Source organism: uncultured Anaerovibrio sp. (assembly GCA_902786545.1).
Classification (GTDB): Bacteria; Bacillota; Negativicutes; order Selenomonadales; family Selenomonadaceae; genus Anaerovibrio.
The window spans coordinates 67,181-93,195 of sequence record CADACU010000001.1 but is presented as its reverse complement, the minus strand read 5'-3'; the positions used below and the strand labels follow the sequence as shown (position 1 = coordinate 93,195).

Annotated in this window: 20 protein-coding genes; all 20 read left to right on the top strand. The window is 45.8% G+C overall.

Annotation, left to right across the window (positions count from 1 at the left end; all coding sequences use genetic code 11):
* Nucleotides 1-44 precede the first annotated feature (44 nt).
* Nucleotides 45-4,484: a translocation/assembly module TamB domain-containing protein gene (locus QZV24_RS00450; protein WP_294518553.1), complete on the top strand. Its 4,440-nt coding sequence runs from the start codon at nt 45-47 to the stop codon at nt 4,482-4,484.
* A gap of 5 nt (nt 4,485-4,489) precedes the next feature.
* Nucleotides 4,490-5,122 (top strand): sigma-70 family RNA polymerase sigma factor, encoded by a 633-nt coding sequence (locus QZV24_RS00445; protein ID WP_290655991.1) that lies wholly within the window; start codon nt 4,490-4,492, stop codon nt 5,120-5,122.
* A 129-nt stretch (nt 5,123-5,251) separates the two neighbouring features.
* Complete coding sequence (locus QZV24_RS00440; protein WP_294518551.1) at nt 5,252-5,797, top strand: hypothetical protein; 546 nt, start codon at nt 5,252-5,254, stop codon at nt 5,795-5,797.
* Nucleotides 5,798-5,855: 58 nt separating this feature from the next.
* Entirely contained in the window at nt 5,856-7,835 is a 1,980-nt protein-coding gene (locus QZV24_RS00435) for an outer membrane protein assembly factor (RefSeq protein WP_294518548.1), read from the top strand.
* Nucleotides 7,835-9,175 carry an acylphosphatase gene (locus QZV24_RS00430; protein ID WP_294518545.1) on the top strand — a complete coding sequence of 447 codons (1,341 nt, stop codon included), beginning with the start codon at nt 7,835-7,837 and terminating at the stop codon, nt 9,173-9,175. Before QZV24_RS00435 ends, QZV24_RS00430 begins: the two co-directional genes overlap by 1 nt.
* Nucleotides 9,176-9,476: 301 nt before the next feature.
* The gene (locus tag QZV24_RS00425) at nt 9,477-9,941 is read left to right on the top strand and encodes an OmpH family outer membrane protein (RefSeq protein WP_294518542.1); all 465 of its coding nucleotides are present in this window, start codon (nt 9,477-9,479) and stop codon (nt 9,939-9,941) included.
* 81 nt (nt 9,942-10,022) lie between these two features.
* The gene (locus QZV24_RS00420; RefSeq protein ID WP_294518540.1) at nt 10,023-11,084 is read left to right on the top strand and encodes a hypothetical protein; all 1,062 of its coding nucleotides are present in this window, start codon (nt 10,023-10,025) and stop codon (nt 11,082-11,084) included.
* Nucleotides 11,085-11,102: 18 nt separating this feature from the next.
* Nucleotides 11,103-11,552 (top strand): OmpH family outer membrane protein, encoded by a 450-nt coding sequence (locus QZV24_RS00415; RefSeq protein WP_290655981.1) that lies wholly within the window; start codon nt 11,103-11,105, stop codon nt 11,550-11,552.
* Between the two features lie 13 nt (nt 11,553-11,565).
* Nucleotides 11,566-12,588: a UDP-3-O-(3-hydroxymyristoyl)glucosamine N-acyltransferase gene (gene lpxD / locus QZV24_RS00410; protein ID WP_294518535.1), complete on the top strand. Its 1,023-nt coding sequence runs from the start codon at nt 11,566-11,568 to the stop codon at nt 12,586-12,588.
* Between the two features lie 122 nt (nt 12,589-12,710).
* The gene (locus tag QZV24_RS00405; protein WP_363137647.1) at nt 12,711-14,732 is read left to right on the top strand and encodes an LTA synthase family protein; all 2,022 of its coding nucleotides are present in this window, start codon (nt 12,711-12,713) and stop codon (nt 14,730-14,732) included.
* 18 nt (nt 14,733-14,750) lie between these two features.
* Nucleotides 14,751-15,629, top strand: coding sequence for a lysophospholipid acyltransferase family protein (locus QZV24_RS00400; RefSeq protein ID WP_294518531.1), 879 nt, complete (start codon nt 14,751-14,753; stop codon nt 15,627-15,629).
* A gap of 80 nt (nt 15,630-15,709) precedes the next feature.
* Nucleotides 15,710-16,537, top strand: coding sequence for a UDP-3-O-acyl-N-acetylglucosamine deacetylase (gene lpxC / locus QZV24_RS00395; protein WP_294518528.1), 828 nt, complete (start codon nt 15,710-15,712; stop codon nt 16,535-16,537).
* Between the two features lie 24 nt (nt 16,538-16,561).
* The gene (fabZ, locus tag QZV24_RS00390; RefSeq protein ID WP_294518525.1) at nt 16,562-16,999 is read left to right on the top strand and encodes a 3-hydroxyacyl-ACP dehydratase FabZ; all 438 of its coding nucleotides are present in this window, start codon (nt 16,562-16,564) and stop codon (nt 16,997-16,999) included.
* A gap of 157 nt (nt 17,000-17,156) precedes the next feature.
* Nucleotides 17,157-17,996: an acyl-ACP--UDP-N-acetylglucosamine O-acyltransferase gene (gene lpxA / locus QZV24_RS00385; protein WP_294518522.1), complete on the top strand. Its 840-nt coding sequence runs from the start codon at nt 17,157-17,159 to the stop codon at nt 17,994-17,996.
* Nucleotides 17,997-18,012: 16 nt separating this feature from the next.
* Entirely contained in the window at nt 18,013-18,822 is an 810-nt protein-coding gene (lpxI, locus tag QZV24_RS00380; protein ID WP_294518519.1) for an LpxI family protein, read from the top strand.
* A gap of 113 nt (nt 18,823-18,935) precedes the next feature.
* Nucleotides 18,936-20,096, top strand: coding sequence for a lipid-A-disaccharide synthase (gene lpxB, locus QZV24_RS00375; protein ID WP_294518516.1), 1,161 nt, complete (start codon nt 18,936-18,938; stop codon nt 20,094-20,096).
* A complete protein-coding gene (gene msbA, locus QZV24_RS00370) occupies nt 20,093-21,823 on the top strand; it encodes a lipid A export permease/ATP-binding protein MsbA (protein WP_294518513.1) in 1,731 nt (576 codons plus the stop codon). Before lpxB ends, msbA begins: the two co-directional genes overlap by 4 nt.
* Before the next feature lie 21 nt (nt 21,824-21,844).
* Nucleotides 21,845-24,328, top strand: a complete 2,484-nt coding sequence (gene lpxK, locus QZV24_RS00365) for a tetraacyldisaccharide 4'-kinase (RefSeq protein ID WP_294518594.1) — start codon at nt 21,845-21,847, stop codon at nt 24,326-24,328.
* Between the two features lie 5 nt (nt 24,329-24,333).
* The gene (gene kdsB / locus QZV24_RS00360) at nt 24,334-25,080 is read left to right on the top strand and encodes a 3-deoxy-manno-octulosonate cytidylyltransferase (protein WP_294518510.1); all 747 of its coding nucleotides are present in this window, start codon (nt 24,334-24,336) and stop codon (nt 25,078-25,080) included.
* A gap of 17 nt (nt 25,081-25,097) precedes the next feature.
* Complete coding sequence (gene kdsA / locus QZV24_RS00355; protein ID WP_290655966.1) at nt 25,098-25,922, top strand: 3-deoxy-8-phosphooctulonate synthase; 825 nt, start codon at nt 25,098-25,100, stop codon at nt 25,920-25,922.
* Nucleotides 25,923-26,015: the final 93 nt, after the last annotated feature.

Genomic DNA, 26,015 nt, shown 5'->3' with positions numbered 1-26,015 from the left:
ACGGAGTGCTCGGTGCAGTCCGTTTCTTTTTAGGGGGAGCCTGAATGAACCGTAAGGGGCTGGGGATTGCCGGTGCGGTGTTAACCGCGCTTATTTTCCTGTTGGCGGGAGTATATATATATATTTCATCCAGTAGTTTTATGCATATGGCTGCTGAAAATGGGGCAGCTATTGCCAGTGATGTATTGTCTACCAAGGTGGATATTGGGCTGGTAAAGGTGGATGGAGTCAATTCCATTGCTATACAGGATGTGGCTGTATATGACAAAAATGATAGGGTTATTGCTAAAATAGCTGATGCCAAAGTTGGTTTCAGTTATTTCAGTATGCTTAAAAATTCTCCGGCCGAAGGTGTGCGGGAGGTATATCTGAACGGGGTGGAGGCGGACATTCATCAGCGGCCGGATGGCAGCTGGAATTTTTCTGACCTTGTATCTGAGGAGCCAAGTGATAATAAATTTACCGGCAAGGTATTTTTGGATAATAGCTCGGTACAATTGGGCTATAATGGTCAGGTTCTGCAGGTGAACGATTTGAAGGCAGAGCTGGATTTTGACAGTTATCCTGCCATAAGGATAGATGGCAGTGGCAATAATCAGGGAGCAAATGTAAGTATTAAGGCTACAGTAGGCGGATCCCGTCAAACATTTGATATTGCTGCTGAAAATGTTGAACTGGCCAATTATGTACCGCTAATTCCACAGGGAATCATTCCAGATGATGTGGTGAAGGGAATTTCTGGCAGAGTGCCAAAGGTTATGGTGGCCGGAGAAGTGTGTGGTCCGGATTTGTATTACACAGGTCAATTGGAATTGGCTGATGGTCAGGTGACCATTCTTGATACTAAGGTAGAAGACATCAATGGGCTGGTTATTTTTGATGAACAGGAAGCTCAGGTGTTTATGGGGGCGTCCACTTCCGGACAAAAGGCTACTGCCAAAGGCAAGGTGAAGTTTGTTGAGGGTAAACCAATTCTTGATTTGACGGTGGCTTCCGATGGCTTTGAGCCAGGCGTATTGGTAAAAAATATTCCGTACAACGGGCCTGTGGCGTTTGTGGCCAGAGTAGTAGGTGATGCCACTAATCCGGTGGTTGATGCTGATGTAAAAATTGGCAACGCCAATATCAGTGGGTATGATTTCACAAATTGCACGGCCAAGGTAAGATATGCGGATGGTGCGGTTACTGTAGGTAATCTGGCAGCGGATGCCTTTGGCGGCCATTTGACCGGAAATGGGGATTTTGATTCCAAGAGTCAGGCCTTTGTGGCCAGAGTACAGGCTGATGGCGTTGACTTGGGGGCATTGTCCGGGGAGGTTCCGGCACTGGCCCAGTTGTCGGGTGCGGCATCAGCGGATTTGTTTTTGCAGGGAAATATAAACTCATTGAATGAAACCAAGGTTACGGGAAATGTGAAATCTGACGGCCTTATTTGGCAGGGTATAGAAGCCAACGGTATCAATGGGTCGTTTGCTTTTGAAAAAAATGTACTTCATATAGATTTCCTGCGGGCCGACTTGGCAGCAGGTGGTTCGGTAGGACTCCAAGGGGATATGACCTTGGGGGATAAACTTGATATGGAATTTTATGGTGCCGGGGTTAATATGACTCTGGTGCAGAATATTGAGCCTATGGCGAAGATTTCCGGCTTTGGCGATATTAAGGGACATTTAAAGGGAACTTTGGATGATCCGAAGGTGAGGGCCTCCTTTGCGGCCAGAAATGGTGTTCTCTTTGATCAGCCTTATGACCGGCTCCACGGTCGGGCTGGCGGTAGCTTGAGGGGGGTTAAGATTTCCGATTTAGTCATAGAAAAGGGACCGGAAAACCGCTGGGTTGTAAACGGTATTATGGGGTTTGCCGGTGAAAAACGAATAAATCTCAAAGTTTCTACCAAGAATGCCCGAATGGAAAATATGCTGAAGGCCATTGATGTGGATTTTCCGCTGACTGGTAATGTGGACAACGAAATTGAAGTGACCGGAACTTTGGCTGATCCGAAGATTGTAGGTAACTTTTCCTATAGTTTGGGAATGTATAACAATGAGATAGTAATCCAAAGTATTAAGGGCGGCTATACCTATAGTGATAGTCAGCTGATACTGCACAATGTGGATCTGGTATCACCGGGTATTAAAGCTCATATTGATGAAGGCCGGGTGTCTTCAGCGGGTGATTTGGACATTAAACTGGTGGCCAAGGATATCAATATGGATGATTTCAGCAACAAGTTGCCGTTGCCGGTTGTTGGGATGTTTGATTTTGAAGGACAGCTTTCCGGAAATATCAAATCACCGATTTTCCATGGGGAAATAAAGTCAAAATCCCTCAGTGTTCGTGGTGAAGCCTTTGATGAAGTGGGCGGACATATTGATTATAAAAATCACATAATATACTTCAAGAACATACATTTAAACCAAGGCGAAGGGCGATATAGCCTACAGGGTGAGTATCATATAAATTATAAGATGCTGAGTGGAAACATTCAGATGGAAAAGGGCGATATTCGTTCTCTGGGGGTTATGGCCGGCTGGAAGCGAAATAATGTTACCGGCAAACTGAACGGTAATTTTGCCATTGGCGGTTCCCTTGATAATCCGAGTGTGGCCATGTCTGCCTATGTGGTGGATGGCAAGCTGGGGGATTATTCGCTGGACGGTGTTTCCTGTACTGCTACACTAAACAACCGCATTGTTGATATTGTTGATCTGTCCGGTCGGGAAGGGCAGTCTGGTCAGTTCAGCGTCAAGGGGAAGATAGATTTGGATGGTGATTTATCCCTTACGGCAGATGCGGAGCAGATTGATGCCGGTGCTCTTATTGGAGCCGCCGGATATAGTTATTCGGTTTCCGGAAAGATCGACTGTCATGCAGTGGCGTCCGGCAATACACATAACCCGACGGTTAAAGTGGAGATTCAGGCCAACGAGGTTGGTGCTTATGGTGCATCCTTGGATACACTGCGAGGCAATTTCATTGTCAAGGATAAAGTATTGTCTATTGTAAATGAAATGGTAGCCACCAAGCAGGTAGGCAATACGACAAATCGGGTTGTAGCTACCGGAAAAATGCCGTTAAAGGCTTTGACAGATGATAATCCTGCCGGAAATGAGCAGCTGGATTTAAAGATTTCCGTGGAAGACGCAGACCTTAGTCTGTTGCCAACCGTATCCAAATACATTGACTGGGCCGTAGGTCAGACCGATGGCGAAATAAAGGTCACCGGAACACTAAGTCACCCGCGGTTTGATGGTATGATAAGCGTGCCGGAGGGTGCCTTTAAGCTGAAAGGTGTGGAAAAACCGGTAACTAATGCTAATATCAAGCTGATGATGCTGGGCAATACCTTGGTTTTGGAAAAATGTAACGGAGCCATGGGAAGTGGTACTTATACTGCCACCGGATATGTTCGGTTGGATGGCTTGACGCCGGTTGATTATGGCTTTGAGGCCAACCTTGATCGGCTGGATATTCGCAGCTCATTCTATAAGGGGCCACTTACCAGTCAAATCACTATAAAGAGTCAGGCTATGCCGGCAGAAATGATCGATGATAAAAGCTATGATGAACGGATAATACCAATGATTTCAGGAAAGCTGGTGCTGGATAATGTGGTACTGTCCACCCCAACCTTGCCGGATAATAATTCGGATATGCCGGAGGTGGGCCTTGATTTCGATTTGGAACTGGGAAATGGGGTAAGATTTGTCAGTGCCAATTTTGGTAATTTGAAGCTGATTGGCAATGCCCATTTTGGCGGAACAACGCTGCGTCCAAAGACCAGTGGGGCCATTACGGTGAAGCGGGGCACAATCAGTTATTTAAAAACTAACTTCAATGTAATAGAGGGTGTAGTCAAATTTGACAGATTTGAGACATTATTCCCATCCATCACTCTGCGGGCAGCTACTAAGATTAGTAATACCCGGGTATTTGTCAGCCTGTCAGGGCCGGTGGAAAATATGCGGTTTAGACTGATGTCATCGCCGCCGATGTCGGAACACGAGATTCTTCAGTTATTGACTTTGCGCAGTGAATATAACAACAAGCAAAGCGATGGCAGTAAGATTTCCTCCATGTTCAATGTGGGACTCAGAATGACAATTCTTTCAGAGGTGGAGACTGCTGTACGAAATGTCCTAGATTTGGATTTGTTCAGTATTGAGCGTGATACAGCCGAATTCATCAATGAAAAAAAAGGCGACAAAAACTACTTTGAAGTGTATAATGTCAAGATGGGTAAGAATTTATCAGACCGGTTAATGCTACAATACACCAAGAGCTTGAATACAGCTGATTATTTGGCTGGTTTTGAGTATGAGCTTACAGATAATACGAGTTTGGCTTATTATCGGGATGAGAAGCATGCCAACATATTTGGTGTGCGGGCCCAGTTCAGATTTTCCACTGCATCACCGCGTGATGATGTGGATGATGAAAAAATATACCGTGATCATATGGGGTATAAGAGCGTTAGAAGGTAGTTGCAATGAAGCTGGCGGAGTATGTTCAGGAACTGAATAAGGTTAAGCTGTTGGATCCTGAGCAGGAACGACAGCTTTGGCACCAATTCAAAACGGATCATAGCATGGAGGCAAGACGGGCCATAATAGAAGCTTATCAGCCGTTGGTGTTCAAGACAGCCATGCCGTTCAGACATTTGGACAATGTTATGGATGTTATACAGGAAGGTACGGTGGGGCTTATTGAATCGGTAGAAGGCTTTGAACCTGATAAGGGAGTGGCCTTCAGCCTTTATGCGGTTTATCGTATACGGGGCCGTATGTATCGTTTCCTGAAAGAGGAAGGAAATGCTGATATTGCCTGTCTGGAAAATGATTTAGATAATGGCACTTCCTGGCTGGACCAGTTGGTAGATACCGGTACAACCGTGCCGGAGCTGGCGGAAATCCATATGGCATCTGATGTAGTCATGGATGCTTTGGACCGGTTGCCGAGAAAAGAGCAGTTGGTCCTTAATCAGGTGTTAGTGGAAAATCAGGAAGTGAAAGCTGTGGCTGATATGTTAAATGTTAGCACAGCCCATATTTATCGCTTGCAAAAAAGTGGTGTCCGCCGTATCCGGGGGATGTTATCCAAGTTTATGCACAACTGGAAATAGGTTGATTTTGCAAGATTTGGGGAGGAAATTGCTGATTTTAATTGAAAATGAGTCAAAATACCAATATTTGCCTGTTAATAAATTTTTGAAATCTGTAACTTTATTTCATAAGAGCTTTTGGAGGCAATTATGAATAATAAACGGCAGAAAGTAAGAAAACATATATCGGCAGCCCGGGACTGGCTGGGGCGTGCGGAAACTTCCATGGATAAGGAAAATGATGTACGCAGCGATTTGGATATGATGTTGGCTCAGGCTGAATTGCAACGGGCACAGGAAACCAAGCTGAAAAGTGGCTGGCGGAGATGGCTGGTGCGATTGGCACCACTCCTGTTGGCTGCTTTGGTTGGTATCGGCTATGCGGTTTTTTTGCAACAGGAAAGACCGACTCCGGTGGTGAGCCCAATAGAGGCTTTTTCATCCAAGCAGGAAACCAGCCCACAGGTGCTGCCGGAGATGAGGCCGGAAAATCAGTCGTCTGATTTGAGGCGTGATGGTGTTATAGAGAATAAGGCTGAGGTATCCGGTGCTACCAGAGAGGAGACTGTGTACCAGTCCGATGAGCATAGGACGCCACCAGCTGTTGAACCAGATACAGAGGCAAAATCAAAGCCATTGCCGGAAGCCGATATGCAGAAACTGATGCAGGCTGCCGGCAAGACTTTGCGTGAATAGGTTATTAACTTTTTTATATATACATGACATAAGAAAGGTAAAATGGGAGGTATTTTCTTTGAGATTTTGTTCAAAGCATTCCAAAAAAGAATATAAGGCTTTAGCTTGTGCCTTAGCTGTGATGACAAGCTTTTCGGTGGCACAGATGGCGGATGCTGAGGAAGTGGCTCAGCCTGCTGCAGTAAGTGCAGCAAATAAGACTAATGAAAAGGTGATTGTGCCAGGGGCTGATCCTACGGTTGAGGCCAAGGCAGCTGAAAAAAGCGTAAAAAGCGCAGAACCAGCAGCAAATGGACCAGTAAAGGAAGAAAAAGAAGTAGCAGCGGCACCGACCACTGCCCAGAACCAGTGGAACGCTCAGCGCCCTACTGATGTGGAAGTCACTAATGCAGCTCAGCGTTTGGTTGGCAAAACTATTATGGCCATTGAATTTGAGGGCATAACTGATGATGTGGTGAAGACGGCTCAGGCATCCTTAAATACCAAGGTAGGGGATAAGCTGACTATTGATGGTTTGTCCAGGGATGCAAACAATATATATGATACCGGATATTTCTATGATTTGTATCCAAGCTTCAAGGAAATTCCGGAAGGAGTTGTGCTGACTTATCATGTGTTTGTTACGCCGATTATCAGCGATATTGAAATAAAGGGTAATACTTCAATAGAGTCTACTGCGGAATTGACCAAGGTAATGAAGCAGAAGCCAGGCGATCGGTTGAATCGACATGCCCTGCAGGAGGATATGGCTGCCCTGAAGAAAAAATATTCCACTGATGGCTACATTATGGCCAAGGTGCATGATATGGGTATTGATGACCATGGCAAGCTGTCTATTGCAATCAATGAAGGCATATTGGAAGGCTATAAAATAAAAGGCCTGAAGAAGACCAAGGAGAAGGTTATTCTCCGGGAACTGCGTACTGAGGTGGGTAAACCACTTAACAAAAAGCAAATGATGCGCAGTTATCAGCGAATTGTTAACCTGAATTACTTTGAGTCAGTTGATATGAAACCAATTCCAGGTGTGGAGCCGAATGCCTGCATTTTGGAAATTGATATTACTGAAAAGAATACTGGTACCTTTGGTATCGGTGCCGGGTACAGTAGTGCAGACGGTATCATCGGTATGATCAATGTGGGCGACACTAATTTCCGTGGTATCGGTGATGCCATCAATCTGGTACTTACCATCAGCGGTGATTCACGAGATGCCCGAGGCTGGTCGCTTTCCTATCGTCGGCCTTGGCTGGATAAGCGGGAAACTTCTGGTATTGTTCGTCTGTATAATCGTACTTATGTATACAATGATTATAACGAATCCGGTTCTTTGGTAGAGGAAATGCTCCGCAAGGCTTCCGGCTTTGAGTTTGGCTTTACACGGCCACAGAGTGAGTATTCCTCCAACAGTATTTATTTCCGCAACCGCAATGATAGATATGAAAAACACAAGAGCGGTGATACTGATCGTAGTACTGATGCTTATGCTGATTGGCGGCGGAAGAACTTTGGTCTTACCCGTTCCATAACTTTGACTCATACAACTGATACCAGAGATAACTACATGTATCCTACTTCCGGTCATAGTGTATCCTTGGCAGCTGAATATGCTGGTCTGGGCGGTGACTTCAAGTATTGGAAATATACTATTGATGATGCTATTTACCGCAAGATTGGCCGTAACCAGATTTTGGCCTTCCATACCGCTTATGGTCATTCCACCAGTGATTTGACGGAATTTAACAAGTTCCGTATGGGTGGTCAGGACACCATCCGTGGTTATCGTGATGACCAGTTCCGTGGTAACAGTATGTTCCTGGAAACTATTGAGCTTCGGTTCCCATTGGGCAGCAAGATGAAGGGTGCTATTTTTACGGATCATGGTGCAGCGTGGAACAATGGCTGGTTGCCAAAGAATTTCCACAGCAGTATTGGTTTCGGTATGATGATTGAAACTCCGGTTGGACCATTGCGTCTCGACTTCGGTCACGGTTCTCAGGGTAACCGGGTACATTTCAATATTGGTACTTCATTCTAATGATTGCTGATTTTTGGGAAAATGATAATTTAATAAATTATGTATTAAAGATGACGGTTGTGGCTGTGGTTTTGTGCTGCCTGTTGGGGGTAATGTCTGAACGGGCAGAAGCAGCCATGACGGATCTTAGAATAGAAACTGTACGGGCTGAAGTTACCGGTGATGTGCATATTCCGGATGGGGTGTGCCGCCGCATGGAAAAGAGTGTTGAAACCATTGCCGGACAATTGCTGGAAGGTCAGCCTGCCAGTGCGGTTTTCGCCCGTAAGGGTTATTATGAGGCCATTATTCAGCAGGTATTTGACAAAGTATTGGTTGGATATTCCGTTTCCAGGGTGGAAATATCTCCCGAAAAGGATGTAAAGGTACTGGTGGTTTTGTCAGCCTGGCAGGATAGGATTGATAAATTATCGGTGGAAACCCGGATTATGGGGATGCCACCGGTGGTAGAAGAGCTTCTTCGCCAGGATATCGCCGGCATTGAGCAGATGTTTGATGAGATGCTGATAAATTTGCCGGTGGCCGCTGCTGACTGGACCAATGGTGTAGTAAAGCATCGCCTTAATGAGTTTATGGCACAACGGGCGCCGGAATTTAGGGCGGACTTTGATGTGATTGTTGAGCAAAACACCAAGGTCGTAGTGGATATTTACCCTTTATTGCCAGTGGTTCGGACGATTGATTTAAGCATGCGGTCAGACACTTTACCAAATGTCGCCCTATTGACGCAACGACAGGATATGCAGGACGGGGTAAATATGTTTGTAGGTGTGCCGGTGGCTTTTGTAAAGCGCCATCAGGCAACCATTGAACAGATGCTGGCCAAGCGGGTGGATGACAATGCCACGGCCAAGGCTTGGAGCGTGCATACCAAGGTCAAGATTTCTCCAGGTGAGCATACGGATATTATGAGCCGCTCCAATTCCGATGAGTATTTCCTCCGGTTTGAAGGCCGGGCTGATGTGGGCCACAGCCGTGATACAGCCAAGGATTATGGCGTTATGTTGCGGGGGCTTTTGGGAAAGCAGTTTAGAAATAGAGATGGGATATTTACTCTGCTTGATTTCTATCCACAGCATGCCCGTTGGAATTGGGATGTGGGATACTATTGGGATATTTTGCCTAATGTACGGGGTAATGTCCGCTATGACCTGAAGGAAAAGTATTGGAAGGCCGATATGAAATATGATTTTGCCCGTAAGTGGTCTTTCTTGTATGAATACCGTCATGAAGGCAATGTAAATGAATTGGCGCTCAGATATAAGCTGCATGATTTTTTGAGTCTGGAATGTGTGGTAGATAATCATGATCGCTGGCTTAGGTTCATAGGGTATTTTTGATATTTTTCCATATAAATATGGAAAAATTTGAACAACTGCGTTATGTCGAGATTATACATTTCCTTCGACGAAACGCCAATTAGAATATTTTTCCATATAAATATGGAAAAATTTGAACAACTGCGTTATGTCGAGATTATTTATTTCCTTCGACGAAACGCCAATTAAGAATATTTTTCCATATAAATATGGAAAAATTTGAACAACTGCGTTATAATATCAGCAGTTATGTGGCAAGTAAGTTATTGTCATAGCAAGTGCATTTATATTAAATTTTTTAAGGGAAAAGAAGGAGAAAAAAATGGTTCAGTTAAAGAAAGCTCATGTAAAAATTATTAGTGTGATTATTGCTTTGGTGTTCGTTGGTTCTGTTGTAGCTTTGGCATTGTCCCAGTCCAACAGCAGCATTGCTTCCGCCGCTGCATCCTCCAATGTTGGTGTAGTTGATTATCAGCAGTTCGGTTCCATCAAGGACATTACTGATATCCAGGCTCAGATGGAGCAGGCTGCCAAGGATGCTCAGAAGGAATTTGAAGAGAAGTCCGCTAATATGAATGATCAGCAGAAGCAGGAATATTATCAGCAGACCATGCAGCGTCTGCAGCAGCAGCAGAATGATATGATGGAGCCTGTTCGTCAGAAGATTGAAGCAGCTGTTAAGGAAGTTGCTGATGCAAAGGGTATTACTGTAGTGCTCAATAAGGAAGCTGTGGTTTATGGTGGTACCGACCTGACCCAGGATGTAATCAAGAAGTTGAACAAGTAATTACGACTTGTAATATGATGACAAAAGTACCGAGCACACTGGTTGCTCGGTACTTTATTACGCAGGATGAAGGGAGTTCTTATGGCTGTTAACAAGCAGGATGAACCGAAACACAATAACAGCTTGAGAATGAAACGGATAGGTTTGGGGTTAGCTGCTATAACGGTTTTGTGTTTAGTAGTTTTTTTCCTGTGTACTAATCCAAAAGAAAAACCACCTATAGTAGATGAACCTGATATTGGTGTTCTGGATATGGAAACCTTGGTGAAGGCTCATAAAGATTATGGCAAGTTGCAGGTCTTGGTGCAGGAAGCCGCCAGTTTGACGGCTGAGTTGGAATTGAAGGATTTTGAGATGACCATGAAGGCGGTGCAGCCAGATAAAAAGCTGTTTGATGATGCTGCAAAGCAACGGGCCAATCTGGAAATAATCACCAACTTTTCCCAGAAAATGGAAGAGCTAAAGGCCAAATCCGATGCCATATATGAGCGGATGAAGCCGGACTTTGATCGGGAGCGGGCTGCGCTTGATCAGGAATATGGCAATAGAATTTTAAATCTGCAGCTAAAGGCTGATAATGCAGTGGTACTGGAATTGTCTGAAGCTGAAAAGCAAGCCATGCAAGATGAATGGCGGCGATTGAAGGATGAACGGGCCAGGAAGCAAAATGAACTTTTGCAGGATCAGCAGCGGCGCTACGAAGCCCAGGTAGAGGCTGAAACCGGTGAAGAACGGCGTAGCTTGGCTGCGCAGCGGGACAGTATTCAGCAAAGATCCAGAACAGAGGAGCTGCAGCATATGGCTCAGGTGCAGGAGCGGAATGCTCAGGCCATTGATGATGCCATAAAACCAATACAGTTGAAAATGAATATAGCAAAAAAACAGGCGACTCTGGATGTAAAGCTGGCGGAAATCAAGCTTTTGAAGCAAAAGATATTTGATGATATAGCCAGTAGGGCTGCTAAATTAGCTATTATTCATCACCTGAATCTGATAATAGCAGATCCGATTGACAATATCCGGGGGCTGGAGTATGAAACCTTTAAGGTGGGTGATTGGCATGAGCTGCGGTCACCGGTTCTTGGGCTTAATACTTTGGATTTAACCCAGGAAATGTTGCAGGAAATGAAAAATATACAATAAGTGAAAGAGGCATATTCAATGAAAGCAAAGAAAAAGACATTGTTTTTGGTAATAGCAGCTTTGTGTGCAGTTTTTTTGACTGCGGGCTGCGGTAAGGTGAATATCGGTTATGTGGACTATACCCGGGTTCAGCAGGAGGCTCCGCAGATTAAGGAATCCATGGACGAGATGAAGACCCGTATGGAGGATTTCCAGAAGGATGCCGAAAAGCAGTTGCAGGAAGAGGCAGCTAAAGTAAATTCTGAGGCAGAGGCCCAGAAGTTCCAGGAGCTGCAGCAGCAATTGAAAATGCAGGCAGCTGGCATTCAGCAGCAGTATGCTACTCAGGTAAAATCCAAGATTTATGCCGCTATGGACGGTATTGCCCAGGAAAAGAAGCTGGACGCTGTGGTTAACAGCAATGGCAAGGATGGACTGATTACCGGCGGCGTGGATGTTACCGACGAGGTTATAGCGAAGCTCCAGTAAAGGGAGAAATATTATGAAGATGACATTACAGGACATAGCAAATCTGGTAGGGGGGCGTTTGGCTGGTGAGCCGGATCTGGTTATCAGCAGTGTAAACAATATTGAAGGGGCTGATAAGGACACCATTACCTTTGCAGATGAGGCTCATGTGGAGGAAGCCGCCAAGTCCAAGGCTGGAGCAGTGTTATTGCCTAATTCTGTTTCAGTTGATTTTCCGCTTCCGGCGATTTATGTAGAGAACCCAAGAGCTGCCTTTGCGGTTTTGCTTACAACTTTTATTCCACCGATTGCCCATGAAAAGGGCGTTAGCCCGGCAGCCCACATTGGGCAGGATGTAGTTGTCGGTGAAGGGGTTACCATATTGCCATTTGCTTATATTGATGACCATGCAGTTATCGGTGATCGGGTAACCATTTATCCGCATGTATATGTGGGGCAGTATGCCACTGTCGATAATGATACAATCCTTTACTCAAGTGTAACGGTGCGGGAGCACTGCAAAGTAGGCAAGCGGGTGATTGTTCACAGCTCAGCCGTTATCGGTGCCGATGGCTTCGGATTTACTACCAAGGATGGGGTTCACACCAAGGTTCCTCAGGTGGGAAATGTGGTGCTGGAGGATGATGTGGAAATCGGTGCTCATGCAGGCATTGACCGGGCTACCATTGGTTCCACCATTATCGGTCATGGTACTAAGATTGATAATCTGGTGCATATCGGTCATAACTGCCATATTGGTCCCAACAATTTGATTGTGGCGCAGGTGGGCATTTCCGGTTCCACCAATACAGGCTCTAATGTAACCTTTGGGGGCCAGACTGGTACAGTAGGACATATTGATATCGGTGGTAATTCAGTATTTGCTGCCAGAAGTGGAATTATCGGCAATACTCCGGAGGGCGTGTTCTATGCCGGGTTCCCAGCTCGTCCACATCAGGAATGGCTTCGGATGCAGGCTCATCTGCAGAAGATTTCCGATATGTCCAAGAAGCTGAAGGCTATGGAAAAGAAAATAAAGGAATTGGAAGAAAAATAAAAAATAGCTGCTTCCGGCAGCTATTTTTTGTGTGTGACAACAAAAACTATACCCGGTAAAGGGGATATTACAAACATAAAGAAATATGATAGAATACTGTTGTGCTATTAGGAGTGATGACATTGACATTATTTGACATATTTTTTATGGGATGGCAGCAGGACATTAAGCTGGCTATATTGCCACCCTTAATGTGTGCGTTATTCAGATTGGTTTTTATATTATATTTTGGTCCAAAAAGATTGAAGGAATGGGGCAGTATTAAGCTGTACCATTGCTTTCGCTACGGCTTTTGGTGGGGCATGGATTTTAATGCCTATGCCTATTTGATACCACTTGTAGCTGTTACCATTCCCGGCGTGTTCCTGAAGGAATATTATGCAGTAGGGGATACCATCCGGCTTAGCTTTATTACGCTTTATTTGGTGGTTTTGTATGTCCTGTTTTGGACCAAAATGATTTTTTATTATCATTATCATGACATAATAAATAAAAATTTGCTGTTTGGCAAAAATGCCGATAAGAAAAATTTGGCGGATATTTTCTTTAACCAGAATCACGGCGGGTGGATATTGTTAAGCTTTATCCCCTATGTGGCAATCTGCATTGGGTTAGGACAGCTGCTGCTGGCAGTTCCCCCTGTTGCATTTGTGTCACTGGATAGCGCATATTTGCAATATGCGGTTAATACATTGATGTTTCTGTTCAGCATCGCCCTTTTTTACTGGTTTCGTTTTGGCGGAACCTTTCGGCACAGAAATAAGCCGGAATGGGATGAGGTACCAGCCATTGTAAAAGAGGATGTATTCTTGGGCAAAGCCACTGTAGATGATTTGATTGCCCTGGAGATTGTGCTGAAGCATCCGGTTCCGGAGTTTGTAAAGAAGGATGATTTGGCTTCGAAGGACAGTATAAAGCAATTGTGCCCTAAGTTTACCGGTGAAAATGATAATCCACTGAAGCATTTTTGTCATATTGCCAAAGGACCACGGATAACCAAGCCACGCCATATCTTTTATTTGTTGGGTGAAAGCCAATGTCAGGCGCCCTTTGACAAGGTTTATGATAAGCTTCATTTGATGGATGCCAGCAAGAATTTTCAAAAGGAACCGGGAACGGTTACCATATCCAATTTCCAGCCGGGTGGGCTTATATCCCAAACGGCATTAAGTACCCTTTTGTTGGGTATGTATGACTGTGATTTGGAGCTAAACGAGAACAAGGCGTTTTGGAGCTGCGATATAAATAAAATTCCCACCTCCCTGGCCGGGCAGATGAAAAAATTGGGCTATCATACCAGTTTCTGGTATGGTGGAAGCCTAAACTGGGGCAGTCTTATGCATTTTGTACCGGCTGCGGGGTTTGATGAGGTACATGGTGGACCGGATTTTTGTCCGCCGGGTTCTCCTCAGACCTGGTTGGGCGTTTATGACCATATCTATTTGGATAATGTGGCAGACATCATCAGGCAACATGATGATGAGCCACAGTTCCACTTTATTTATACGACCTCCAATCATGGACCGTATAATCTTCCTTATCATGAATATGGTCTTGATATTGACAAATTGATGCCGGAGATGCCTGAAAAGCTTCGACGGGACGATGTGGAAGCACGGCGTTTTATGGGAGTGTGCTATGCTGACCGGTGTTTGATGAAATTTGTCAAAACGATGAAGGCAGAATATCCTGACAGTCTGTTTATTGTAACAGGAGACCATGCGGCAGCGGTATTGCCGTTTGACAAAGGAGTTTTGCCACGCCGTGAACAGATGCTTCGGGAAAGTATGCTGACGGCATTTTATATCCATCACCCGGAGCTTACAGCAGATATGTTGGGCGAAAATCTCTTGGGTGAACATATGAATATATTGCCGACCATTATGGAACTGATTGCGCCAAAAGGATTTGAATATTATTCAATAAAGAACTCTCTTATGGAGCCAATTGAGCGCGTGGTTACACCTTATAGCTGGATGACCAGTGACAGCATAGGCTCCTATAAGGAAAAAACCAGCGAACAGTTGGCTGAATCGGCTGAGCCGGTTCATACACAAACTGGCGTAGAGAAATATTTGAACGAGCGGGAGTCACTTATGGATATTACCGGTTGGCTGGTCCGTCACCCGGAGATAATACAGTAGGTTTTGAGGAGTAGCTAAATGGGTTATTATTTGATGAAATTATTGAGCTGGCTGGCCTGCCGGTTCTCAATGAAACACTGCAACCGCCTTGGGACCTTTTTGGGTAGACTGTCGTGGGCGGTGGTACCCAATAAGCGTAAAAAAATGGCGGTGGATAATATTATCCGTTGTCTGGCTGTGGATGAGCCGGAGGCAAGGCGTATTGCCAGGGCCTCCTGGGTGCAGTTTGGCCCTATGCTCATGGAAGTATTGCGTTACCCGGAGCTGATAAAAGATGGCTATATAAGGGAATATGTGACCATTGAGGGGCTGGAATATCTGCAGGAGGCTATTAAAAAGAAACAGGGAGGGATAATTGCCACTTCCCACAGTGATAGCTGGGAGCTTATGGGGGCGGCATTGGCCCAATATGGTGTACCGTTGGTTGGTGTGGCCCGTAAACAGAAGGATGGCGCCATGGACCGGTTTATCAATGAATACCGTAGCCTGGTAGGAATGCATATTACCTACACCAGCGGGGTGCGGGAAATGTTCAGGATGATTCAGGAGGGCTGGATGATCGGCCTTATTACAGACCAGGATCCAAGTCTGCGGGATGGAATAATTCTTGATTTCTTCAACCGAAAGACCAACTGCTTTACCGGACCGGCAACCTTGGCCCGGTTTCAGAATGCCCCGATTTTTCACGGACAGATTATGCACCGTCCTGATGGGGGCCATCATATAAAGATTTATCCGCCGATTTATGTGGAAAAGACCGATAATAAAAAGGCAGATATTGAGCAGGCTACTCAAAAGGTTATGGATTTGCTGGAAAGCCATATCCGGGAATATCCGGAGGACTGGTTCTGGCTCCATGACCGGTGGAAATCGGTGCGCAGCATCGGCTTGGATTAGTAGGCTGGACCGATAGTCTTGCAGAATAATTAAAGATTAGGTAAAATTAAACTGATATTTTATGTCAAGGAGGGCTGAATTTGGCTTATCAAACTACCCTTAATTCCGAAGTGAGTTATGTAGGTGTAGGATTACATTCAGGTGTTGATGTGCATATGACCCTGCAACCAGCTGCAGCTGATACAGGCATAGTTTTTGTGAGAAGCGATTTGCCGGGGGAACCGCAGGTGGCGGCCAAGGCCTCAAATGTTACATCGACCCTTAGGGCAACCACTATTGAAGAAAATGGAATAAAGATGTTTACCATAGAGCACCTTATGTCATCCTTTAATGCCATGGGCATTGATAACTGCCGGATACTGATTGACAGTGAGGAACCGCCGGTGGCAGATGGCAGCAGTAAGGTGTTTATGGAGCTTATTCAAAAAGCGGGGGGAAAGGAATTACCCCAACTCCGCCGGGAGATTGTCATCGATAAATTGTATCGGGTGGATGACGGTGATAAATTTGTACTGGCATTGCCATATGACGGTTTCCGTGTAAGCTTTACTTCCATCAATCCCCATCCTGTGATTGGTATTCAGTATGGTGATTATGAAATCAATCAGGAGATTTATGGGAAAGAGGTGGCTCCGGCCCGGACCATCGCCTATGAAGCTGAGATTGAGGCTTTGCGAAAAATGGGGTTGGGCCTGGGTGGTACCATGGAAAATGTCATAGTTTACAATGACCAGGGCTGGATGAACGAGCTTAGATATCCGGATGAGCTGGTGCGCCATAAGATACTGGATATTGTGGGCGACCTGCGGTTGGCTGGCTTTATAAAGGGGCATATTGTTGCTGTAAAATCCGGTCATTCCCTAAACACGACTATGGCCAAGAAGTTGTATGAAGCATTTTGTAAATGATAAAAAGGAAGAAGGTATTTTTTTATGGTATTGGAGATAGACGAGATTAAGAAAATTTTGCCGCACAGAGCTCCTTTTTTGCTGGTAGATCGGATTATTGAGATTGACCCATTCAAGTCAGCAACCGGAATCAAGAATGTAACCTATAATGAGCCACAGTTTCATGGCCATTTTCCGCACAAGGCAATTATGCCGGGAGTATTGATTTTGGAAGCCATGGCCCAGGTAGGGGGTATTGCTATGCTTTATCCGGAGGAAAACCGGGGAAAGATTGCCCTCTTTGGCGGTATGGACAATATCAAGTTCAAGAAAATGGTAATACCAGGTGATCAGCTGGTGATGAAGGCTGAATTGATGAAGGTTCATGGTGATTATGGCCGTTTGCACGCAGAAGCATTTGTTGATGATGTTTTTGCTGCTCAGGGCGATTTTACCTTTGCTTTGCAGCGCCCGGAGGAATAAATTAGATAAATTAGCTAGATAAATAGAGGAATGTTTAGTATTTGCCCCCAAAACGGTCAAATTTGGCCTAAAATCAGGTGTAGCTGATGCAGTGTATATTATTATTATATATTAGAGTATGTATAGACTGTGGGGCATACTAAAGGAGTGTAGTTTTATGACAGATAGCAAAAATTCTGTTGCAGATATACATCAATTTGCCGTGGTTCATCCCAAGGCAAAGCTGGGGAAGAATGTAAAAATTGGTCCTTTTACGGTTATCGGTGAAAATGTGGAGATCGGTGACGGTACTGAAGTGGGACCTAGTGTAGTTATTACTGGCTGGACCAAAATTGGCAAGGATTGCCATATATTTCAGGGGGCATCCATCGGTGAGGAGCCACAGGATCTGAAATTCAAGGGTGAACGCAGCTATGTGGAGATTGGTGACCGCACCAAGATTCATGAATTTTGTACCATTCACCGGGCCTGTGGTGAGGAAGAGGTAACCCGTATTGGCGATGACTGCCTGTTGATGGCCTATGTTCATGTAGCCCATAACTGTGTGCTGGGTGACCATGTTATCATGGCTAATGCCGCTATGGTGGCCGGTCATGTGGTAATTGAGGATAAAGCTGTTGTGGGCGGCATGGCCGGTGTACATCAGTTTGTTCGGATTGGCCGTAATTCTATGGTGGGCGGTATGTCCAGAAATATTCATGATATTGTTCCGTTTACCATTGTGGAAGGTTCGCCGGCAGCGGCTTGTGGCCTTAACAGCGTAGGTATTTCCCGTTCGGGGATATCCATAGAATCAAGAAAGAAAATTAAACAGGCATATAGACTGCTGTACCGTTCCGGTCTTCGGCTGGAGGATGCGATAAGTGCCATTGAGGAACAGGTGGAATCCTGCGAAGAAGTAGAGCATATGCTGGAATTTTTAAGGAAAGCAGACCGGGGAATTTGTCGGCCTAACGCCAGACATAATTCCAAAGCTTCGGATGAAGCAGAGGATTGATTGTCGGAGGATGAATATGGAAAAGATAGGGCTGTTGGCCGGAGTTGGCCGTTTGCCAGTAGAATGTGCAATGGCAGCCAAGGCCATGGGCTATGAGGTATATGCAGTTGGTTTAATTCCAGGTGTTGACGAGGATTTAAAAAGCTGTACAGCTGGTTATAAGGATATAAGTATTGCCCAGCTGCAGGCGATTATAGATTATCTCAAGGAAAATGGGGTAACGAAGGTTACCATGCTGGGAAAGGTTACCAAGGAAATCTTGTACAGTGGTCAGCATGTACAGCCAGATTTGCGGATGCTTTCCCTTATTTTTACTTTGCCGGACCGGAAGGACGATACCCTGATGCTGTCCTTTGTGGCCGAATTGGCCAAGGATGGATTGGAAGCATTGGATCAGACTGCCCTGATAAAGCCGTTGATGCCGGCAAAAGGGGTTTTGACCAAACGCCAGCCAACCGAAGATGAGCTTAAGGATATGAAGTTTGGAATGGAAATGGCCAGAGAAATTGGTCGCCTTGATGTGGGGCAGACGGCTGTGGTGAAACAGTTGGGCGTAATGGCGCTTGAGGCAATAGAGGGAACCGATGCCTGTATCCGTCGAGGAGGGGAATTGGCCCGGGGTGGCGCAGTAGTGGCCAAGGTTGCCAAGCCAAAACAGGATTTGCGGTTTGATGTTCCTGCGGTTGGTATGACCACTATTGAAAGTATGATTGCGGTGGGAGCCAAGGCTTTGGTTATTGAAGCTGGCCGGACTTTGCTGGTGGATAAAGACCGGGTTATTGAGTTGGCTGATGCCAATGATATAACTATTGCCGTAATGGAGTAAAATTTTATGAAAATATTTGAGAAAGGGGCTGAGTAATCCAGTCCCTTTCTTGTGCGTTGAAGCGAAATGTGAGATAATAGAGTGTACGATTATGTTTGAAGGAGGACAGCAGGATGAAAATAATGTTTTCAGCAGGCGAGCCCTCCGGAGATTTGCACGGCGAAAGCTTGGCTAAGGCCATTTTGGCTCAGGATCCGGCGATTCAGCTGGTGGGTTTTGGCGGCGAAAAAATGGCGGCGGCGGGCATAAGGCTTTGTGCTGATATGAAAGAATACAGTGTCATGGGAGTCTGGGAGGTTATAAAAAATCTCCGCAAGATTTTTGAGCTGTTGGATAAATTGACTGAGTTTATGCGACAGGAAAAACCGGACTTGCTGGTGCTGATTGATTATCCGGATTTTAATTGGCGCTTGGCCAAACGAGCCAAAGCTATGGGGATACCGGTGTTTTCGTACATTCCACCATCGGCCTGGGCATGGCGTAAAGGGCGGGCCAGGAAATGTGGAGCTATTGCTGATGAACTGGCGGCTATTTTTCCTTTTGAATTGCCGGTATATGAAGCGGCCGGAGCGAATATTTCTTTTAACGGGAACCCATTGCTTGATACTGTGAAGCCATCTATGTCTCAGGAGGAAGCCCGCCAATTTTTTAAAGTCACGCCTGGAGCTTCGCCGGTAGTATTATTGCCGGGAAGCCGCAAACATGAAATAACACAGCTTCTGCCACCGATGTTGGCGGCGGCAGAGCTTTTGCAAAAAGATAATAATCGGCTGGAATTTTATTTGCCGGTGGCACCGGGGATCAGCCGACAGCTGATTGAAGCCATTGTAAGCAGATATAATGTTGATATCCATTATACTCAGGATAACACCTATGATTTGATGAATATTGGCTTGTTTGCTCTGGCTACCTCCGGGACGGTGGTAATGGAGGCGGCCATTATGGGGTTGCCATGTGTGTGCTTGTACCGTATGGCGGCGTTGTCTTACGCTATTGGCAAATTGCTGGTGGACATTGATTTTTTCACTTTGCCGAATATTTTGGCCGGCCGGGAGGTTCAAAAGGAGCTCCTTCAGTCAGAGGTCACTGGCACCCGGATTTTTGAAGAGGCAAGAAAATATTATGCTGATGCCGATTATCGTCCGACAGTAGTCCAGGGACTTAAGGAAGCCGTTGCGAAGCTGGGGGAACCGGGGGCGGCTGTCCGGGTAGCAGCAAGAATTATAGCGGCGGCTAAGAAATATGGTAAAGCCGGCCGGGAGGGAACTGAATGAAGAATTATAAGCGGTTGCTTATGTATATAAAACCGTATATTAAACGATTGGTGCTGGCCGTGTTCTGCATTATTATGGCAGCTGGAGCCAATCTGTATTTGCCTTGGATTATCAAGGATATGATTGACAAGGTGCTTATGGACCGGGATATGTATATGCTGAACCTGATTGCCATAGGCATTTTGGTGGTTATGTTTATACGGGGAGTATTCTATTATGGGCAGAGTTACCTGGTTTCCTATGTGGGTGAGCGGGTAATTATTGATGTCAGAAGTATTCTTTTCAAGAAGTTTCAGAATATGCCCTTATCCTATTATGATAAACAGCAGACCGGTACGGTGATGAGTTATATTACCAATGATGTGGCGGCCATGCAGAATGCTATCGTAAATAACCTTATTGAGATGGTTACTGAGTCGTCTATATTGGTTGGTTCGCTGGTGATGATGGTGTATTTGGACTGGCGGCTAAGTTTATTGACTTTGATGACCATTCCGCTGGTCGGGTATGCCATGAAGATTTTTGGCCGCAAGCTGAAGTCCTCCGGTACGCTTATACAGGAGCGAATGGCGGATATTACCTCCATGCTGCAGGAAAGTATTTCCGCTATCCGGGTTGTGAAGTCATTTGTGCGTGAAGCCTATGAAATCAATCGTTTTGAACATCAAAACATTTTAAACTTTCAGGCGGCAATGAAAAATGTCAAGCTGATGAGCCTGTTGACTCCAACGGTGGAATTTTTGGCTGCTGTTGCAGTGACATTTATCGTGTGGTTCGGTGGCTATGAGGTAGTCAATGAAACAATTACTGCCGGTGAATTGGTGGCTTTTTTGACTTATGCGGTCAATTTGGCAAATCCGGTAAAACGATTGAGCCGGGTGTATGGTGCGATTCAGAAAGCCATGGCGGCGGCTGACCGGGTATTTGATGTCATGGATATGGACGAGAAAATTAAGGATGCGCCTGATGCCAAGGAATTGCCGGCGATTGAGGGGCGGGTAATATTTGATAATGTTACTTTTTCCTATAAGGAAGGGCAGGCGGCTCTGTCCAATGTCAGTATCCAGGCTGAGCCGGGGCAGATGATTGCCCTGGTAGGACCAAGCGGCAGCGGCAAGTCCACTATCGCTAATCTTATTCCAAGATTTTATGATATTGATTCCGGCAGTATAAGCATTGATGGCTATGATATCCGTGAGGTTACCACCAATTCCCTCAGAGAGCAGATTGGGCTGGTACCACAGGAAACTATGCTGTTCAGTACTACCGTAATGGAAAATATCCGCTATGGCCGGCTGGATGCCACTGATGAAGAAATTATTGCGGCGTCCAAGGCAGCCAATGCTGATGAGTTTATTCGGGAATTGCCGGAAGGCTATGAAACAAAAATCGGTGAGCGGGGGTTAAATCTGTCTGGTGGTCAGCGACAGCGTTTGGCTATTGCCCGGGCAATTTTAAAAAATCCACGGGTATTGATTTTAGACGAGGCCACTTCGGCTTTGGATACTGAAAGTGAAAAGATTGTGCAGGATGCTCTGGACAAGCTGATGGAAGGGCGGACATCCTTTGTAATCGCCCATCGGCTGTCCACAATTTTCAATGCCAATCAGATTTATGTAGTAGAGAATGGCCATGTAGTTGAACATGGCACCCATGAAGAGCTGTTAAATCAAAATGGTTTGTACAGCAATCTCTATAATATACAGTTCCGTAATAACAACGCCTAAGCGAGGAGAAAACATTACATGCTGCGTTTAGTGTACCATATAGCGGCCATACTGGCGGTCATATTGTTTACGCCGGTATTCTGCGTTCGGGCTGTCCGGGAAAAGGGCTTTGTTCAGCGAATAAAGCAACAGCTTGGTTTTTTGCCAAAGCATGCCCTGGATAAGGTGGCCCGGAAAAATTGCATATGGGTTCATGCTGCTTCTGTCGGAGAAATTGTGGCGGCCAGTCCGCTGATAACGGAATTCCACAAGAAATTTCCGCAAAGCCCAATACTGGTATCCGTCTTTACCAGCAGTGGCTACGAAATGGCCAATCGGATTATCAAGGATGCGGACAGTATCATTCATTTTCCGTTTGACTTGCCGTGGCTTTCGGCCAATTTGGTGTATCGGGTGCGTCCAAGAGTGTTTATGCCGGTGGAAACAGAGCTTTGGCCAAACTTCCTCCGGGCTTGCAAGAAACTGGATATACCGGTACTGATGGTAAATGGCCGTATTAGTGACAAGAGCGTTAAACGGTATCGTTATTTATACAGCCTGTGGGATGAGATATTAAGCTCTATTAAGGTGTTTGCCATGCAGTCCAAGGTTGATGCGGACAATATCCTTAAATTAGGGGCTGATCCGGCACTGGTGACGGTGACCGGCAATACCAAGTTTGACCAGACATATACCAATGTCAGTGAGGCGGAAAAGCACAACCTTCTGTTGGAGCTGGGGCTTGGTGATAATCAGGGCGTATTTTTGGCCGGCTCCACCCATAAAGGGGAAGAAGAGCATGTTTTAAAGGCTTATAATGATATTAAGCGGGTATTTCCAGAGGCTAAGCTGGTGATAGCACCCCGCTCCGTACTAAGAACTAATGCAATTCTTGATTTGTGTGATCAATATTGCTTTACCGCAGTTACTCGAACCCAGCTGCAGGAACAATATTCTACCGGTCATGATGTGGTTATTTTAAACACCATTGGCGAGCTGGGGAAAATGTACAGTGTGGGTGATGTGATTTTCGTTGGGGGGAGTCTGATACCCCACGGGGGGCACAATATACTGGAACCGGCGGCCCATGGCAAGGCTATCATCGTGGGACCGAATATGTTCAACTTCAAGGATACCCATGTACTGTTCAAAAATCGTAATGCCGTTGTAACAGTAAAAAATGGGGCCGATTTGGCAAAGGAAGCCCTGAAGCTTTTCCAGGATGATGATGAACGCCATCGCATGGAGGAAGAGACTCTGGCCATTTGCCGGGAAAACCGGGGAGCGGCGGAACGCACGGCAGATATTCTCAATGACCTTTTGATTAAGGTGGAGCAGAATAAGGTTAAAGCCACTGACAAGCTGGAAAACTTTCAGACATATTTCATGCAGCTTGTTCACAATAAAGAACCACAGGGGTTGCTTACCCGTGGTATTGTCATTATATTGTATTTGTTGTCCCATGTGTACAGCGTGCTGGTTAACTTAAAGCTTGATTGCTATAAATTTGGGATAATCCAGAGCAAAAAATTGGATTGCTTTGTGATAAGCCTGGGTAATATCACCGTAGGTGGTACAGGTAAAACTCCGACAGCGCAGCATCTGGCCAAGTATATCCGTGATTTGGGTTACCGGGTGGTAATTCTCAACCGTGGGTATCGGGCCAAATGGCAAGGCGAGGTTGGGTTGGTGTCGGATGGAAAACACATTTATATGGAAGCAGATCAGGCCGGCGATGAGGCTTATATGTTGGCTAAGCATCTGCCGGAGGTTCCGGTGCTGATAGGGCCGGACCGGTCCAAAACTGGACAATATGCTGTGGAACATTTTGGGGCCGAAGTTGCCATCCTGGATGATGGCTTCCAGCACTGGAAGCTGAAGCGGGATGTTGATGTGGTGCTGATTGACTCAGTAAATCTCTTCGGCAATGGCTATGTGCTGCCACGGGGGACTCTTAGAGAGCCAATAACTCATCTGGAGCGGGCTGATGTATGCCTTATGACAAAGGTGGATCAGGGTCTGCCAGGATTTAACAAGTATATCCGGGATCAGATTGCCAAATATGGCAGTAATCCAATTGTAGTGGAAAGTATCCATCATCCTCAGTCCTGTATTGAGTTGTGTGATTGGAAACGGAATATTGCCGATGAGGGGATGCCGATTTCCACCATTAAGGGGAAAAAGGTTGTAGCCCTGTCAGCTATTGGTAATCCTACTTCTTTTGAGCAGACGGTTTGCAGTACCGGGGCTGAAATAATTGAAAGCTTCCGGTTCCCGGACCATCATGAGTATACTCAGGAGGAAATGGTGGATGCCATGGAGCAGGCGGTCCGTCAGGGGGCTGAGGCCATTGTCACTACTGAAAAAGATGCGGTAAAGCTGCCAATGGAATTTTTGGCGGCTGTGCCGGAGGAAAGGGCTATTCCTGTATATATTCTAACTGTTGAAGTGGTATTGCAGGATGGCAAGAATGAATTTGAACAGCTGCTGAAGGATAAACTGGCGCAGCGTAAACAGAAAGGCTGATTATTATGAATACACTTTGCGTTATTCCAGCCCGGTTTGCATCGACCCGGCTTCCGGGGAAACCACTGGCTGATATAGCCGGCAAGCCTATGATAGTCCGTGTCTATGAGCAGGCGGCCAAAGCTACCAGGCTTACTGGGGTTATTGCGGCGGTGGATGATCAGCGGGTCTATGATGCGGTTGTACAGAATGGCGGAAACGCAATGATGACAGCCAAGGACCATCCCACCGGAACAGACCGTCTGGCGGAGGTGGCAGCTGCCCATCCGGAAGCAGAGCTAATCATAAATGTGCAGGGGGATGAACCTATGATAGAGCCAGCTCTCATCGATGAACTGGCCGCGTCCTTTGATGATGATCCTGAGCTGCAGATGGCCACGGTAATGTCACCTATGGCCAATCAGGCTGATATCGATAATCCAAATAATGTAAAAGTAGTAACGGACAAGAAAGGCTATGCGCTGTATTTTTCCCGTTCGCCATTGCCATATTTCCGGGAAAAGACCGGAATGGCGGTTTATAAGCATATCGGAATTTACGCCTATAAGCGGGAGTTCCTGCTCAATTATGCCAAAATGGCCCCAACGGAACTGGAACAGACCGAGTCGCTGGAGCAGCTGCGGGCCTTGGAAAATGGGTATAAAATTAAGGTTATTAAGACTGATTTCCATTTTGTTGGAGTGGATACACCAGCCGATTTGGAAGCAGTGAATAAAGCATACAAAAATGGTTTAAATGGGCCGAAGGCCTAGGAAGGTGGGTACGCATTATGAATACTGTTCAGGTGGGAAATTTTGAAATTGGTAATGGCAAACCATTGGCCTTGCTGGCTGGTCCATGCGTTTTGGAGGGGTTGGACCGTTGCCTGATGATTGGCCGCACTATCAAGGAAATCACCGGACGCCTGGGAATACCATATGTATTCAAGGCATCCTTTGATAAGGCTAACCGGTCCTCTTTTAATGGCTTCCGTGGTCCTGGACTGAAAAAAGGATTGGAAATGCTGCAGACTATTAAGGACGAGCTGCAGGTTCCTATTGTGACTGATGTCCACACGGAAGAACAGGTAAAGCCGGTAGCTCAGGTAGCTGATATCATTCAAATACCAGCTTTTCTGTGCCGTCAGACCGACCTGCTTTACGCTGCAGCCAAGAGCGGTGCGGTAGTGAATGTCAAAAAGGGTCAGTTTATGGCACCGGGAGATATGCGCAATGTAGTGGATAAGCTTCATGAAGGAGGCTGTTCCCAGATTATGTTGACTGAACGGGGGGCAACCTTTGGCTACAATAATCTGGTAGTAGATATGCGTACATTCCCTATAATGAGATCCTTTGGTTATCCTGTAGTATTTGATGGTACCCACAGTGTACAGCTGCCAGGTGGAGCTGGCACCTGCTCAGCGGGCAATCGGGAATATGTACCGCATTTGGTCCGGGCCGCAGTAGGTGCTGGAGTGGATGCACTTTTCATGGAGGTTCACGATAATCCGGAAGAGGCGCTGTGCGATGGACCTAATATGGTTTATCTGGATAAGCTGGAAGACCTGTTAAAGAGTGCTATTGCTATTCATGACATTGTAAGAAAAGAGTTATAACGAAGTGAAGATGTCCCCCTCCTCTTTAGGTGGGGGTGAAAACAAACTACAACAGGTGGTGAGCATATCTCCCACCTCGTTGAAACGCTAATT